Here is a 13,534-nt window from a genome sequence, read left to right as displayed (position 1 = left end):
TGGCTTTACAGGCCAACAATGACAGGTGAGAAGCAGTCACATTCCATTTCCAGCATAATCTTGGCGATCTCCATTTCACTCTGGTCGCATTATGCTTTAAGTGGAGTGACATATGCAGATTTTAGCGATGAGGTTTCCCCCCGTGACACATCCGGTGTTTGATTTTCTGGCTCAGCGCAGCTCCACACCTATTTCGGCTATTTCAGAACCAGCACCCGAAGGCGCTGAACTGGACGAATTGCTGAAAGTGGCAGCGCGCGTGCCGGATCATGGTCGTCTGACACCTTGGCGTTTCATTCTTTATCGTGGTGATGTTCGTCACAAGGTTGGTGAATATCTTGCCAAGCGCGCAGAAGAGCGGGAAGGTCCCTTGCCGGACAGTCGCAAGGATCAGGAGAGGGCGCGTTTTGCGCGCGCACCACTGGTAATCGGTGTGGTTTCTTCGCCGGTCGCTCACGAGCGCATTCCGGAATGGGAGCAGTTTCTGTCGGCAGGCGCTGCTGCAATGAACCTTTGCACCGCAGCAAATGCGCTTGGTTATGCCACCAACTGGATCACCAATTGGTATTCCGACGATGCGCCTGCACGCGCTCATCTGGGGATTGCTCCGAATGAACGGGTTGCCGGTTTCGTGCATATCGGGACAGCAGAAAACAAGATGCCTGAGCGTCCGCGCGCCGATATGGAAAAGATCGTTTCCGATTATAGTGGACCTTGGACTGAATAAACTAGGTTAGTTTTCTCTGATAAACTACGGAAAACAAGATGTTTTATAAGCCAGAAGATGGTCACGGACTGCCCCACAATCCGTTCAAGGCAATTGTCGCTCCGCGTCCGATTGGCTGGATCGGTACGCGTTCGGCATCAGGAAGCGTCAATCTGGCTCCGTACTCGTTTTTCAATGCCATCTGTGATACGCCACCTATGGTGATGTTTTCGTCTTCAGGTGTGAAAGACAGCGTGACATTCATCGAGGAAACGGGCGAGTTTACCGCCAGTCTGGTGAGTGACCATCTGAAAGAGAAGATGAATGCTTCTTCGGTCAATGCGCCACGCAGTGTGAGCGAGTTTGAATATGCAGGCCTTGGTATTGCCCACAGCAAGGTCATTGCAGCGCCATATGTGAAAGAAGCCTATGCAGCACTCGAATGCGTCGCAGTCGAGACCAAACGTCTACAGGACAAAGAGGGCAGGCCGACTGACAATTATATGGTCATCGGTGAAGTTGTCGGCGTTCACATTGATGAAAGCGTGCTGACTGATGGACTGTTTGACATAAGAAAAGCCAAGCCCGTCACACGGCTTGGCTATATGGATTATGCGACGACCGAGTACGTCTATCAAATGTTCCGACCGAAGTGGGAAGGTTAGAGCGCCGTTCACCCTGCTGGGCGCGAAATTATAGCTATAGTATTTTGATTTTACAGCATAATTTCATTTTAAGCTGATTCAAGTTTTAGAAATTATGCTGTAGATTTGAGGGGCTGATTACAGCCCCTTTTTCTTTGCTTCGATCCAGATATGTTCCATCTCGTCGAGTTCTGCTGCCTCAAGACTGCTGCCTGTATCCTTCAAGGATTTCTCAATGAAATCAAAGCGGCGCTTGAATTTGTCATTCGCCGCGATCAGGGCTGTTTCGGCATCTATTTCCAGATGTCGACCGAGATTGACCATCGCGAAAAGCAGATCACCGTATTCTTCGGCGATATTAGCTTTGTCTTCAGCGGCCATTGCTTCTTTGAGCTCGGCAGTTTCTTCAGCGATCTTGTCGAGAATCGGCGCTGCTTCCGACCAGTCGAACCCCACCTTGGCGGCTTTCTGCTGGAGTTTCAGCGCGCGTAGAAGGGCAGGGAAGGCATTTGGAATATCATCGAGATAACGTGTTTTCTCAACAGTTTCCAAACCAAGTTTAGCACGGCGCTCTGCACGCTCAGCCTTCTCTTCCGCCTTGATCCGATTCCAGGAGCCCTTCGCCATGCCAGCGCTTCTGGCCTCAGTATCGCCAAAGACATGCGGATGACGGCGGATCATTTTGTGCGTGATGGCTTCCACGACATCACCGAAACCGAACTTTCCCTGTTCTTCCGACATGCGTGCGTGAAATACGACTTGTAGCAACAGATCGCCAAGCTCTTCGCGCAGATCATCCACATCGTCACGTTCAATGGCATCCAGAACCTCATAGACTTCTTCAAGCGTATAAGGTGCGATGGATTTTGAGGTCTGCTCGACATCCCATGGGCAGCCGGTTTCCGGATCGCGCAGAGCGACCATGATTTCGAGAAGACGGTCGATATTGCGGGAGGGTTCCATCTTCGCTCCATTAAATTGATGTCGCATTGTTGAGGCAATCTGCGAGAATCGAAGGGTTTGGGTTGCAGTCCGCTATGGTTTTTGCATAGTCAGCCAATAAACGCCTTTGGGGGATCGCACATTGGGGCAGTATGTTCAACAAGCAGGTATTTAAAGAATGACGATTCTTGTAACTGGTGGTGCCGGATATATCGGTTCTCATACATGCGTACAGCTGATTGAGGCTGGCCACGACGTGGTTGTGGTCGATAATTTTGATAATAGTAATCCGGAAGCTCTCCATCGTGTGGAAAAGATCACGGGGCGTGCGCCAATTCGCGAACCTGGTGATATTCGCGACCGTACCCTGCTGGAACAGATCATTACACGTCACAAATGCACGGCTGTTATTCATTTTGCCGGGCTGAAAGCCGTAGGTGAGTCGAGCGAAAAGCCGCTGCATTACTATGATTGCAATGTGCTAGGTACGCTACGCTTGTTGCAGGCGATGGAAACTACAGGCGTCAAAACGCTGGTTTTCAGCTCTTCGGCCACGGTTTATGGCGATCCGGAAAAACTCCCCATCACCGAAGACCAGCCACTGTCCGCAACAAATCCCTATGGCCGCACGAAGCTCGTCATCGAAGATATGCTGCGCGATCTCTATAACAGCGATAACAGCTGGAAAATTGCGATCCTGCGCTATTTCAATCCAGTTGGCGCACATGAAAGCGGTCTGATTGGGGAAGATCCAAAGGGTATCCCAAACAATCTGATGCCAATCATCGCGCAGGTTGCGACGGGCCGTCGCGAGAAGCTCAACATCTGGGGCAATGATTATGATACGCCGGATGGCACAGGTGTCCGCGATTATATCCATGTTGTCGATCTTGCTGCAGGGCATTTGAAAGCGCTTAAAAAGCTTGATGAACCGAAGTGCTTTTCAGTCAACCTGGGTACAGGGCAGGGCTACAGCGTTCTTGATGTGGTCAAGGCTTTCGAGCATGTGTCAAACCGTGAGATCAAATACGAGATCGCGCCGCGCCGCCCAGGTGATATTGCCGAATGCTATGCCGATCCTGCTTTCGCGCGTGATTTTCTGGGCTGGACCGCTGAAAAAGACCTTCGTGAAATGTGTCAGGACATGTGGAACTGGCAGTCTAAAAATCCAAACGGATATGAATAAAGCAGTAGGGTAGGGCTGTTGTATTTCAGTCCTGTTCTCCCGGAAAAGTGAACCGGCTATATGCGTCACCTATCCTTAAGTATTGTACCAAAGTCTGATTGGACTATTACAACTGGAGGGATGGCTGGCCGGTTTACGGCCCGAAGTAATGAAGGACTACCGAGATAATGCGTTTTCTGCCCGATAAGTTCACTTGCATGTTGATTGCAACCATCTTGCTTGCGTCATTCCTTCCGGTGCAAGGCGATTTCGCTGAATGGTTCGGGATTGCGACGAAGATCGCTGTGGGGCTTCTGTTCTTCCTGCATGGCGCTCGTTTGTCGCGTGAAGCGGTTGTTGCGGGCGTTACGCACTGGCGACTGCATTTGGCGGTCGTATGCTCGACATTTGTCCTGTTCCCGATTTTGGGACTGGCCGCAGGCTGGACAATTCCGGGACTGGCACAATCGCCGTTCTATCTCGGCATTCTCTATCTCTGCGTTCTGCCTTCTACGGTTCAATCGTCAATCGCCTTTACCTCGATGGCAGGCGGTAATGTTTCCGCTGCCATTGTTTCGGCCTCTGCATCCAACATTTTCGGTATGTTCCTGACGCCATTGCTTGTCGGCCTGCTTTTCGCAGTGAAAGGTGGCGGCGGTATTTCTGTCGATGCGCTTGAATCTATTCTGCTTCAATTGCTTGCACCGTTTGTTCTTGGGCAAATTTTGCAGCCATGGATCGGCAATTTCATGCGTCGTCACAACAAATCGCTCGGATTTGTCGATCGGGGCTCGATCCTGATGGTTGTCTATCTGGCGTTCAGTGAAGCGATCGTCGAAGGTCTGTGGCATACAGTTTCCTGGAACGATCTCGGTGTAATGATCGGCGTGAATATTCTGCTTCTGGTGATTGTCATGTTGGCGACCTGGTATGGCAGCAAGGCGCTGGGCTTTAATCACGCCGACCGTATCACGATCATGTTCTGTGGCTCCAAGAAGAGCCTTGCCAGCGGTGCGCCGATGGCCAGTGCTATATTTGCAGGCGCAAATGTCGGTAGCGTGGTGTTGCCGCTGATGCTTTTCCACCAAATCCAGCTGATGGCTTGCGCAGTGATTGCGCGTAAACTTGCCGATCATAAGCCTGCTGCAAATACGGCGACTGCAGCAGCTGAATAGAACTGGTTCTTGCTGTGATCCTCATATGAGGGTAGGAGGGCAGGCGAGTGGTTTCGCCTCGCCCTTTCCTTTTATGGAGCAGACGGCCCTAACCCAGTTATTTGCTTTCTAGTGGCTATCCGCGTTCACTAAGGGCTCAAGAAAAGGCGATTGATATGTCCAAGCAGAACGGCAAATCCGGCACGACGGATTCATTTGATCAGGAGGCTTTGGCCGAGGCTTACAACCATGCGCTTGCGCTGGAAAAAGCCGGTGATCTGGATGCTGCTGAAAAGGCATATCAGGCCGTTCTAAAACTCGACCCGGAAGATCATTGTGGCGCTGCGGTGCGCCTTGCCAGCATGGGGCGCGGAAACGTGCCGCCAAAAGCGCCAGACGCTTATGTTGCAACGCTGTTTGATCAACACGCCGAGATGTTTGACACGATCCTTGTCGATCAGCTTGGTTACGATGTGCCATTGCAGCTGCGCGAAATGCTTCTTGAAATGGACGAAGAGTTTCAGGCTGAGCGTATGCTTGATCTTGGCTGCGGTACTGGCCTTTCTGCCGATGCGCTGGATGACATGGCAGACCACAAAACCGGCGTCGACATTTCTGAAAACATGATCGAAGTGTCGTATGAAAAAGGCGATTACGACGCGCTGTTCGTTGGAGAAGCTGTTCGCTTTCTTGAGACCACTGAAGAAGACAATTGGGATCTGATCGTCGCGACCGACGTGCTGCCTTATATGGGCGGGCTGGATCAGTTCTTTTCAGGCGTAGCAAATCATCTGCAAGCCGGAGGCTATTTCGGCTTCTCCAGTGAAACGCAGCCTGACGAGCGTTTTGCCGGACGTGATTTCATGGTGGGTGATTATCAGCGCTTTGCTCATGCACAATCCTATGTGCGTGCGCTTTTATCTGCGCATGGCATGGAATGCATACGCTGTGAGGATATCGTCGTTCGTAGCGAGCAAGGTTCGCCAGTTCCGGGACATTTATATATCGCTCAGCGCCGATAATATCGGCGTAAGCTGACTCCAAATCACAAAGGTATGTTCCATAATCTATCTTATGCAATCGATGTGTATAACGGCAATATACAGATGCGACACATGGGCAATTTAGAGATGCGACAATTTTTGCCTCTCTTGCCCTTTTCAAATCGAACGCGGAAAGGAAGACTGGGCTTTCAGCAGCAAACAGCGGATGGGAGCCGTCATGTCTTGTTTGATCACGATGTCGCAGAAAGAACTCAACCGGCTGAAGACTGTTCAGCAAATCAGAGATAATCAGCTTCGTGTGGTGGAGGCAGCGGCGCTGCTTGGCCTCAGTCGTAGTCAGATTCATCGGATGTTACAGGCATTTGATCGGCTTGGTGCAGCGGGCCTTGTTTCGGGCAAGCGCGGTCGTCCGAGCAATCGCCGTTATGGCGAGGATTTCCGGAATGATATTCTGGATATTGTACGGACGTATTATCGGGACTTTGGGCCGACACTGGCCTGTGAGAAGCTGATTGAACGCCATCGGCTTTCAGTCAGCAAGGAGACGCTGCGGCAATGGATGACAGCAGCGGGATTGTGGACATCACGTCGCGAACGCAAGCGGCAACTGCATCAACCGCGCGGCCGGCGTGATTGCTTTGGTGAACTGATACAGATCGACGGCTCGCATCATTGGTGGTTCGAGGAGCGGGGTCCCAAATGCGCCCTCCTCGTTTATATCGACGATGCCACTGGCAAGCTCCTGCATTTGCGTTTTGCGGGCTCAGAGAACACGTTTGATTATTTTCATGCGACGAAGGCATATCTCCAGCAATGGGGCAAACCACTAGCTTTCTATAGCGACAAACACGGCGTTTTTCGTTCGCTTCATCCGTCGAAGCAAGATCGAACAAGCGGCCTGACACAGTTTGGTCGGGCACTTTATGAGCTCAACATCGACATTATCTGTGCCAATACTCCACAGGCCAAAGGCCGTGTTGAGCGGGCAAACAGGACTTTGCAGGATCGTCTGGTTAAGGAATTGCGGCTGCGCGGCATCGATACGATCGAAGCAGCCAATGCATATGCGCCGGAATATATTGCAGATTTCAATGCCCGTTTTGGCAAGGAGCCACGCAATCCCAAGGACATGCATCGACCGCTGGCAGCGCATGAGAATATTGATGGTGCGCTGTGCCGGAAGGAAGTGCGAACGCTGTCACAAACACTGACACTACGCTATGATAAAGTGCTGTTCATCCTGGAACCGACCGAAGTTGCAAAGCGGCTTGCGCGGCAGAAGGTCATTGTCTGCGACTATCCCGACGGACGTCTGGAGATCATGCACGGTACGGACACCCTGCCCTATACAACATTCGACAAGCTTCGTTCCATTCATCGCTCACCTGTTGTCGAGAACAAACGGCTGGATGACATGCTGTTGATCGTCGCTGAGATGCAGGCGGGACGGGAGCAGCAACGCAGCAAAAGCGGTCCGCGTCGTACTGGTCAGGCCAACCATATGTTTGGTATACCTGACGGCAGTGTCGGGAATGGCTATCAGAAGCGAGAGCGTAAATCGCGCACAGCTTACATGAACGACCCTGCCGTCATTGCCCGGCGAGAACAAGCTTTATTGAGACAGCCAGCGCCGGAATAAAGGGAGTCAATGGACACCGATATCGCTTTGCGTATCTGACTCCAATTGCAGGCAAGCTGTCCAGAGCGGTGTTTTGTGGAAGGTTCCGTCGTCAAGCAAGCTGAGCCCTTCTCTTGCCTCAAAAAGCAGGCCGAGCCAGCATAAGCGTCGCAGGACACCGTACTGAAGCTCGAATTTCAGGTCCCACGCATCGACGGTTATTTCAGTGTCGGACAGATGAGCGATATCCGGATAGAGTATCTTTACAATGTCCATCGGCTTACACCCTTCTCTGGTCTTGATATTGAGCAGATTGAGATACATACGCCACCAACGCAATCGTGCCTGGATCGCCTCTTTACGTTCGGTGGCATGAATATACGAATAGAGATAATCGGTGGCGATCAGATCGAAGAAAGCGTGTGGATTGACCAGAAACTCCAGGCCACGTTTGGTTGGCAGCAGTACATTTTTCCTGCGGCGAAGAAGCTTCAGATAACGGGTCAGGTCGTGCACAACACAAAGTGGTGGCATGTCGTTTTCATTGAGCACCTTGTGCATGCTGAAGAGGTCTTTGGCTGTGAACCTGGGCCAGAGGAAGTTCTCAGCAGCCCAATGCACGAACTTGCGGTTCATCGCGCCGGTTGCCGTTAGTCCGATGCCACCCTCGCGCTGAGCATAGGCAACTGCAAGCAGCATGCCGCGAAGCAGTGGTGAGAGTGCAGCGATATCGACGTCACCTTGCAGGCAGATTTTTGGTAGCATTGTACGACTTGGATCCCTCTCCTGCCCGATGCAGGTGAGCCGAGTATCAACTGCTGACAGAACAATTGCTACTAAGAAAGCTAAAGCCGAAGAGGTGGATATTCACCCGCCCCCATTCCTCGTTTGCAACCCCGACCAGCCTCTCGGAATGGGGGCTGAACGTCAGCACCTGTCGCATCTGTAATCTGCTGGGAACGTCGCAACTTTAACTTGCTAAAACAATGTGTTCGGTTTGGGTTGGGTCCGTTTGTGCGTGCTGTAACCGACTGACGACTGCGACGCCTGCTCTCTTTTGAAGAGCCAACCGATGTTTAACGCTGGCTCATAAACGAAACCGGATGAAACAGTGCTCATCCGGTTTTAGCCTAAGCTTTAGATCTTCTGCCCGACATCGATACGATTACCGTCCGGATCTTCAAACACAAAAGCCCGCAAGCCGTAATCCTTGTCCTGCAAGCCTTTTATGATCCGCATACCGTTCTGTTTGCAGATGTTGTGCAGAGCATCAACATTATCGACCAGCATATGTGCAATGTTGAAGTTTGCAGCTTTGTGATCTTTCTGCAGTGAAAGATGCAGTTCACCTTTCTCATTTCGGAGGATCATAAAGCCAACAGGATTTCCGTTTTCGAAGACTTTTTCGAAACCAAGAATTTCACCGTAAAAATGATAGGCTCGGGCCATGTCTTTGACAGGAATCATAGCCGCAATTCGTCCGAAACCGACATTCTGATTAGCGATATCGTTCATCGCATAACCTCTGTTTGCGAAGGCTCAATCTTCAGCCAGACGGTGCTTCTGAAAGAAATGCGCTTCAGTGTTTTTGTGAGAAGGACGGTGCCAACACATCTACATTTATGCTGTTTTTATCGGGATGGGAACTGTTTCCGTTTGATTGTAATCATTTCCCTGATGCTCCATTTCAATGTAGCTGCTGATTGTCGATCTAGGATCCCAATCTAAGACCAAAGCATGCGTGTAATAGTTCTCTGCTTAGGCTATTACCTCCATGCGCCGACTCCGATCGTCAGCCTAAGCGCTTCGCGTACCGGAGAGCGTTGTTTCCGGCCTAAAGCCGGTCTGCAAGGAAGGTAGATACCATGTTGGAAGCACGTATCAGGAACACGTCTCTGCGTGATAAGATCATCACTGCAGAAGAAGCAGCAGGCCTGATCAAAGATGGCATGATTGTCGGCATGAGTGGATTTACCCGCGCTGGCGATGCGAAAGCTGTCCCACTCGCAATGGCTGCACGCGCTGCCGATGATCCATTTCAGATTACGCTGATTACCGGTGCCTCCCTTGGCCATGATGTCGATAAGCTGCTGACTGAAGCGCATGTTCTGGCGCGCCGTATGCCTTTTCAGGTGGATCGCACATTGCGTGCAGCGATCAACCGCGGCGAAGTCATGTTCATTGATCAACACCTGTCCGAGACTGTCGAACAGCTGCGCTCCAACCAGATCGGCCCTATCGATTATGCTGTGGTCGAAGCGCTGGCCATCACAGAGAATGGCGGCATTATCCCGACAACGTCGATTGGAAATTCAGCGAGCTTCGCAATTCTGGCCGAGAAGGTCATTGTCGAGGTCAACCTGAACCAGCCATTGGCGCTGGAAGGGCTTCACGACATCTATATTCCAACCAAGCGCCCTTCCCGTGATCCAATCCCGGTGACGGCTTGCGACAGCCGTGTCGGCCTGCCCTATATTCCGATTCCACCTGAAAAAATCGCCGGCATTGTTATTACGCATGAGAACGACAGCGCCTCAACGGTCGAACCTGCTGATGGCGAAACCGTTGCGATTGCGTCGCACCTTATCAAGTTCCTGTTGAATGAGGTCGAGGCTGGTCGTCTCGATCTGACGCTTAACCCGCTGCAAGCTGGTATTGGCACTATTGCAAATGCAGTTCTGAACGGTTTTGCCGAAAGCCCGTTCCATAATCTTCGCATGTATAGCGAAGTGCTGCAGGACAGCACCTTCGATCTGTTCGATGCGGGCAAGCTTGATTATGCATCCGGCTCGTCTATCACACTCAGTCCTACCTGCGGCGAGCGCGTTTTCAACAATATCGACCGCTATCGTGACAAGCTGATCCTGCGTCCGCAGGAGATCAGCAATCATCCGGAGGTCATTCGTCGTCTGGGCATTATTGGCATCAATACCGCCCTTGAGTTCGACATTTACGGCAACGTGAATTCGACCCATGTCGATGGCACCCATATGATGAACGGTATTGGCGGTTCCGGTGATTTTGCGCGCAACGCCTATATCTCGATCTTCGTGAGCAAGTCCGAAGCCAAAAACGGTGCCATATCGTCAATCGTGCCGATGGTGACGCATGTTGATCATACTGAGCACGATGTTGATATTCTGGTCACTGAACAAGGCCTCGCCGATTTGCGCGGCCTTGCGCCGCGTGAGCGCGCAAGCCTGATTATCAACAATTGTGCGCATCCGGATTACCGGGATCAGTTGAATGACTATTTTGGACGTGCCTGTGAGCGCGGAGGTCACACCCCGCACCTGCTGGAAGAAGCATTCAGCTGGCATAGCCGCCGCAAACAGACAGGCTCGATGCTGAAATAGTGGCTTGCTTGAAATTGGATGTATGAAACGGCGGCGGAAGCCGCCGTTTTGCTTTGCAATTAAGTGGAACCTTATTCTCATTGGAACGTTAACCGGCACATCATTTCTGCAAAGAAACGATGGAGATCGGGGACAGTCTCTGGCTTTATCGAGCCGTGCTTCCCAAGGTTTTGAAGACTGAATTCGGTGCAGCGATGGAACAGCCGCCGAGTGACACAAATAACAGCCGTTCCGGGAAGGGTCCGACTGCCTATGTCTATCCTCATTAGTCTGCTGATAACAATTCTGGTTATCTTCCTCGTTCTTTACCTTATCAACATGCTGCCGCTTGATGGGAAAGTGAAACAGATTGCCCAGATAATCGTCATTATTATCGGTATCATATCGCTTCTGAAGTACCTGGCAGTCTTCTAATCGCCCGCGATATCAAGATTTCAAAGCTGAAGGACGCCCAAAAGGCGTCCTTCAGTTGTTTTACGTTATTGATCGCCAACATCGTAAATTAGTAACGTGTTAAAAATTTCATCGAGTGTTATTTCTTTTAAAGATAGTTGTCGTAGAGCTAATCTATGAGTAATATATTTTGGCTGCACTACTTTAGATTGTGTCAATAATAGCACGCATATATAAAAAATTGCATAAGTGCAGGAACATGCCTTTAATCGCTAAAATGTTCGGCCTATAAGGCCCACGGCGATCAGGCCTGTTCACAGAGGGTTCAGAGACAGGCACCTAAAAACATCTTCATCGGGGTTTGGGGGAGTTCATCGGCATGAAGGCAGCTTTATGGAAGGCAGCGTTGATAACGTTGTCTGTTGTGCTGTTTTCCGTTGGCTCCAGTTTAGCCGTCGGATTCTTTTCCGGATCGATGCCGGGCGTTATTGCTATCAGCCTTAGCGCCGCTATCCCATTGGCCACGGCCTTCCCTTCACTTCTCTATATTTTTCTGCAGCATAGCAAACTTGGTGAAGCCTATACGCAGCTTGAAAAAGCGCATAGTGAGCTGCAGGCGCGCTCGCGCGTCGATCACATGACCGGGCTGCTCAACCGCGAAGCATTGTTTGATGCGATGAAGATCAGCCGTTCACGTATTGAAAGCGGGACGCTTCTCGTTATTGATGCCGATCACTTCAAAGCGATCAATGATACGTTTGGGCATAGCGTTGGTGATCGCGCACTCAAGCTGATTGCTTTTGCACTGCAGAATGTGACGCGTAAAGGCGATCTCGTAGGGCGTATTGGCGGCGAAGAATTCTGCGTTTTTCTTCCGGGTGCAACGGGGGAAACCGGTATTCGTGTCGCACAGAGAATACGCGCGGAAGTAGAGAACACACCATTCCACGCTACTGAATATCAGGTATATCCACTGACGATCAGTATCGGTGTGGCGTCTGCACCGAAGAATGAAACCAACTCGCAGGTGTTAAGCCGCGCTGATCGTTGCCTTTATATGGCCAAGCAGCGCGGTCGAAATTGCGTCGTCTTTGATGAAGAAAGCGGTCGTATTACGAGTGCGTCCGTCGTTTCGATCACCAACGGACGCGAAGTCGCGCGCGGATAATTTAGTCCCAGGGCGTGACTTCTTCTTCGGACCAGCCGACAGGCACAAATCCCATCCTTTGATAAAGCTGTAATGCACGCGGGCTATCGAGCGTGTTGGTGTGGATAGCCACTTTCTGCGGGCTATGGGACCAGGCCGTGGAAATTGCTTCATTGAGGAAGAACTTACCCAATCCCCTGCCCTGATAGTCGGGAACCAAGCCGAAATAGAGAATTTCAGCCGTTTCAGGTAATGCAGACAAATCCAGTTCGAGAAGGCCAGCCGGGTTGCCGTCAGCGTAAAGAACGTGAATCTCGGCAGTTTCAGCGTGAATAGCCTCGGCCACTTCCGCATCGCTCTGCACGCGACGCATCATCCAGTGATGCTGGCGTCCAACCTGTTCGTAGAGATAGCGATAGAAATGCACCGGCATTTCGGTCGAGCGCATTATGGCAAGGCGCAGGCTGGAGGGAACCGGAACCGACAGCGCAGGACGCGCTGTCATTTCCAGATGGGTCACTCTGGCCATCATTTTTTCAGTCATGCTTATTCTGCTTCGCCGGTCACTACAGGCGTATCCTGCCTGCTGCCCCATTCACTCCATGAGCCATCATAAAGCCGATTGTCTTCATGGCCAAGCGAGGTCAATGCCAGGGTGATAACGGCAGCGGTCACGCCGGAACCGCAGCTGGTGACGACTGGTTTATTGAGGTCTACACCGGCACTGGCGAAGATTTCGCGAAGGCTGTCGAGGCTTTTCAGCTGACCGTTTTCAGACAGGGAACCGACCGGAACGTTGCGAGCGCCCGGCATGTGGCCGGAACGCATACCTTCACGCGGTTCTGCATCGCGGCCTGTGAAACGGCCTGCGGCACGCGCATCAGCAATCTGAGAGCTGCGTCCATCCACGATTTTGCTCATTTCGGCAAAATCAACGACCTTTGACGCATTGAATGAAGGCGTGAAAAGTGTTGCAGCAATTTTTGTGACTTCATCCGTGACGGGGAAGTTTGCTGCCTTCCAACCATCAAAACCGCCATCGAGAACCAGAACGTTCTTCACACCCATCACGCGGAACATCCACCAGACACGCGGTGCGGAAAACATGCCGGGGCCGTCATAGACCACAATGGTTTCATCCGCCGTAATGCCCATTGCACCTACATGGCGCGCAAAAAGCTCCGGCGATGGCAAAGTATGCGGGAGACCCGAATCCTTGTCTGCAATCACATCCTGATCAAAGAAAACTGCGCCCGGAATGTGTGCTGCATCATATTCATCGCGCCCATTGCGACCGGCTGCGGGCAAATACCAGGATGCATCCACGATTGCGAGACCCGGCTCGCCCAGACGAGCTTTCAGATCATCGCGGGAGATAACAAATGCGCTTTTGTCGGACATGATT

At 51.5% G+C, this 13,534-nt stretch carries 14 protein-coding genes; 9 read left to right on the top strand and 5 right to left on the bottom strand.

The genetic code is table 11. From position 1 onward, the window contains the following. Positions 1-142 precede the first annotated feature (142 nt). Together KMS41_05310 and KMS41_05305 are read left to right on the top strand one after the other, a co-directional pair. Complete coding sequence (locus KMS41_05310; protein ID QWK78780.1) at positions 143-727, top strand: nitroreductase; 585 nt, start codon at positions 143-145, stop codon at positions 725-727. A gap of 38 nt (positions 728-765) precedes the next feature. Then, positions 766-1,371, top strand: a complete 606-nt coding sequence (locus tag KMS41_05305; protein ID QWK78651.1) for a flavin reductase family protein — start codon at positions 766-768, stop codon at positions 1,369-1,371. 117 nt (positions 1,372-1,488) lie between these two features. On the opposite strand, the gene mazG is transcribed toward KMS41_05305, so the two are convergent. Then, the gene (mazG, locus tag KMS41_05300) at positions 1,489-2,313 is read right to left on the bottom strand and encodes a nucleoside triphosphate pyrophosphohydrolase (protein QWK78650.1); all 825 of its coding nucleotides are present in this window, start codon (positions 2,311-2,313) and stop codon (positions 1,489-1,491) included. A 157-nt stretch (positions 2,314-2,470) separates the two neighbouring features. Here mazG and galE point away from each other — a divergent pair, with 157 nt between their 5' ends. From galE to KMS41_05280, 4 genes are all read left to right on the top strand, one after another. After that, positions 2,471-3,478, top strand: a complete 1,008-nt coding sequence (gene galE, locus KMS41_05295; GenBank protein ID QWK78649.1) for a UDP-glucose 4-epimerase GalE — start codon at positions 2,471-2,473, stop codon at positions 3,476-3,478. Positions 3,479-3,645: 167 nt separating this feature from the next. After that, entirely contained in the window at positions 3,646-4,632 is a 987-nt protein-coding gene (locus KMS41_05290) for a bile acid:sodium symporter (protein ID QWK78648.1), read from the top strand. 155 nt (positions 4,633-4,787) lie between these two features. After that, entirely contained in the window at positions 4,788-5,633 is an 846-nt protein-coding gene (locus KMS41_05285) for a class I SAM-dependent methyltransferase (protein QWK78647.1), read from the top strand. Positions 5,634-5,832: 199 nt separating this feature from the next. Next, entirely contained in the window at positions 5,833-7,254 is a 1,422-nt protein-coding gene (locus KMS41_05280) for an ISNCY family transposase (GenBank protein ID QWK78646.1), read from the top strand. A 6-nt stretch (positions 7,255-7,260) separates the two neighbouring features. Here the strand turns inward: KMS41_05280 and KMS41_05275 are convergent, their stop codons facing one another. Both KMS41_05275 and KMS41_05270 read right to left on the bottom strand, forming a co-directional pair. Beyond that, entirely contained in the window at positions 7,261-7,998 is a 738-nt protein-coding gene (locus KMS41_05275; protein QWK78645.1) for a hypothetical protein, read from the bottom strand. Between the two features lie 372 nt (positions 7,999-8,370). Beyond that, positions 8,371-8,748: a VOC family protein gene (locus KMS41_05270; GenBank protein QWK78644.1), complete on the bottom strand. Its 378-nt coding sequence runs from the start codon at positions 8,746-8,748 to the stop codon at positions 8,371-8,373. Between the two features lie 350 nt (positions 8,749-9,098). Here KMS41_05270 and KMS41_05265 point away from each other — a divergent pair, with 350 nt between their 5' ends. The 3 genes from KMS41_05265 (at position 9,099) to KMS41_05255 (ending at position 12,150) form a co-directional block, all read left to right on the top strand. After that, positions 9,099-10,589, top strand: coding sequence for an acetyl-CoA hydrolase/transferase family protein (locus KMS41_05265; protein QWK78643.1), 1,491 nt, complete (start codon positions 9,099-9,101; stop codon positions 10,587-10,589). A gap of 252 nt (positions 10,590-10,841) precedes the next feature. Further along, entirely contained in the window at positions 10,842-11,003 is a 162-nt protein-coding gene (locus tag KMS41_05260) for a hypothetical protein (GenBank protein QWK78642.1), read from the top strand. 358 nt (positions 11,004-11,361) lie between these two features. Continuing rightward, positions 11,362-12,150 carry a GGDEF domain-containing protein gene (locus tag KMS41_05255; GenBank protein ID QWK78641.1) on the top strand — a complete coding sequence of 263 codons (789 nt, stop codon included), beginning with the start codon at positions 11,362-11,364 and terminating at the stop codon, positions 12,148-12,150. A 1-nt stretch (position 12,151) separates the two neighbouring features. On the opposite strand, the gene KMS41_05250 is transcribed toward KMS41_05255, so the two are convergent. Further along, positions 12,152-12,673 (bottom strand): GNAT family N-acetyltransferase, encoded by a 522-nt coding sequence (locus KMS41_05250; GenBank protein ID QWK78640.1) that lies wholly within the window; start codon positions 12,671-12,673, stop codon positions 12,152-12,154. 2 nt (positions 12,674-12,675) lie between these two features. Continuing rightward, positions 12,676-13,530 (bottom strand): 3-mercaptopyruvate sulfurtransferase, encoded by an 855-nt coding sequence (gene sseA, locus KMS41_05245; protein QWK78639.1) that lies wholly within the window; start codon positions 13,528-13,530, stop codon positions 12,676-12,678. Between the last annotated feature and the right edge of the window lie 4 nt (positions 13,531-13,534).

The organism is Ochrobactrum sp. BTU1 (assembly GCA_018798825.1).
In the GTDB taxonomy this organism is placed as follows: Bacteria; Pseudomonadota; Alphaproteobacteria; order Rhizobiales; family Rhizobiaceae; genus Brucella.
This window is presented reverse-complemented; position numbering and strand designations above follow the sequence as displayed.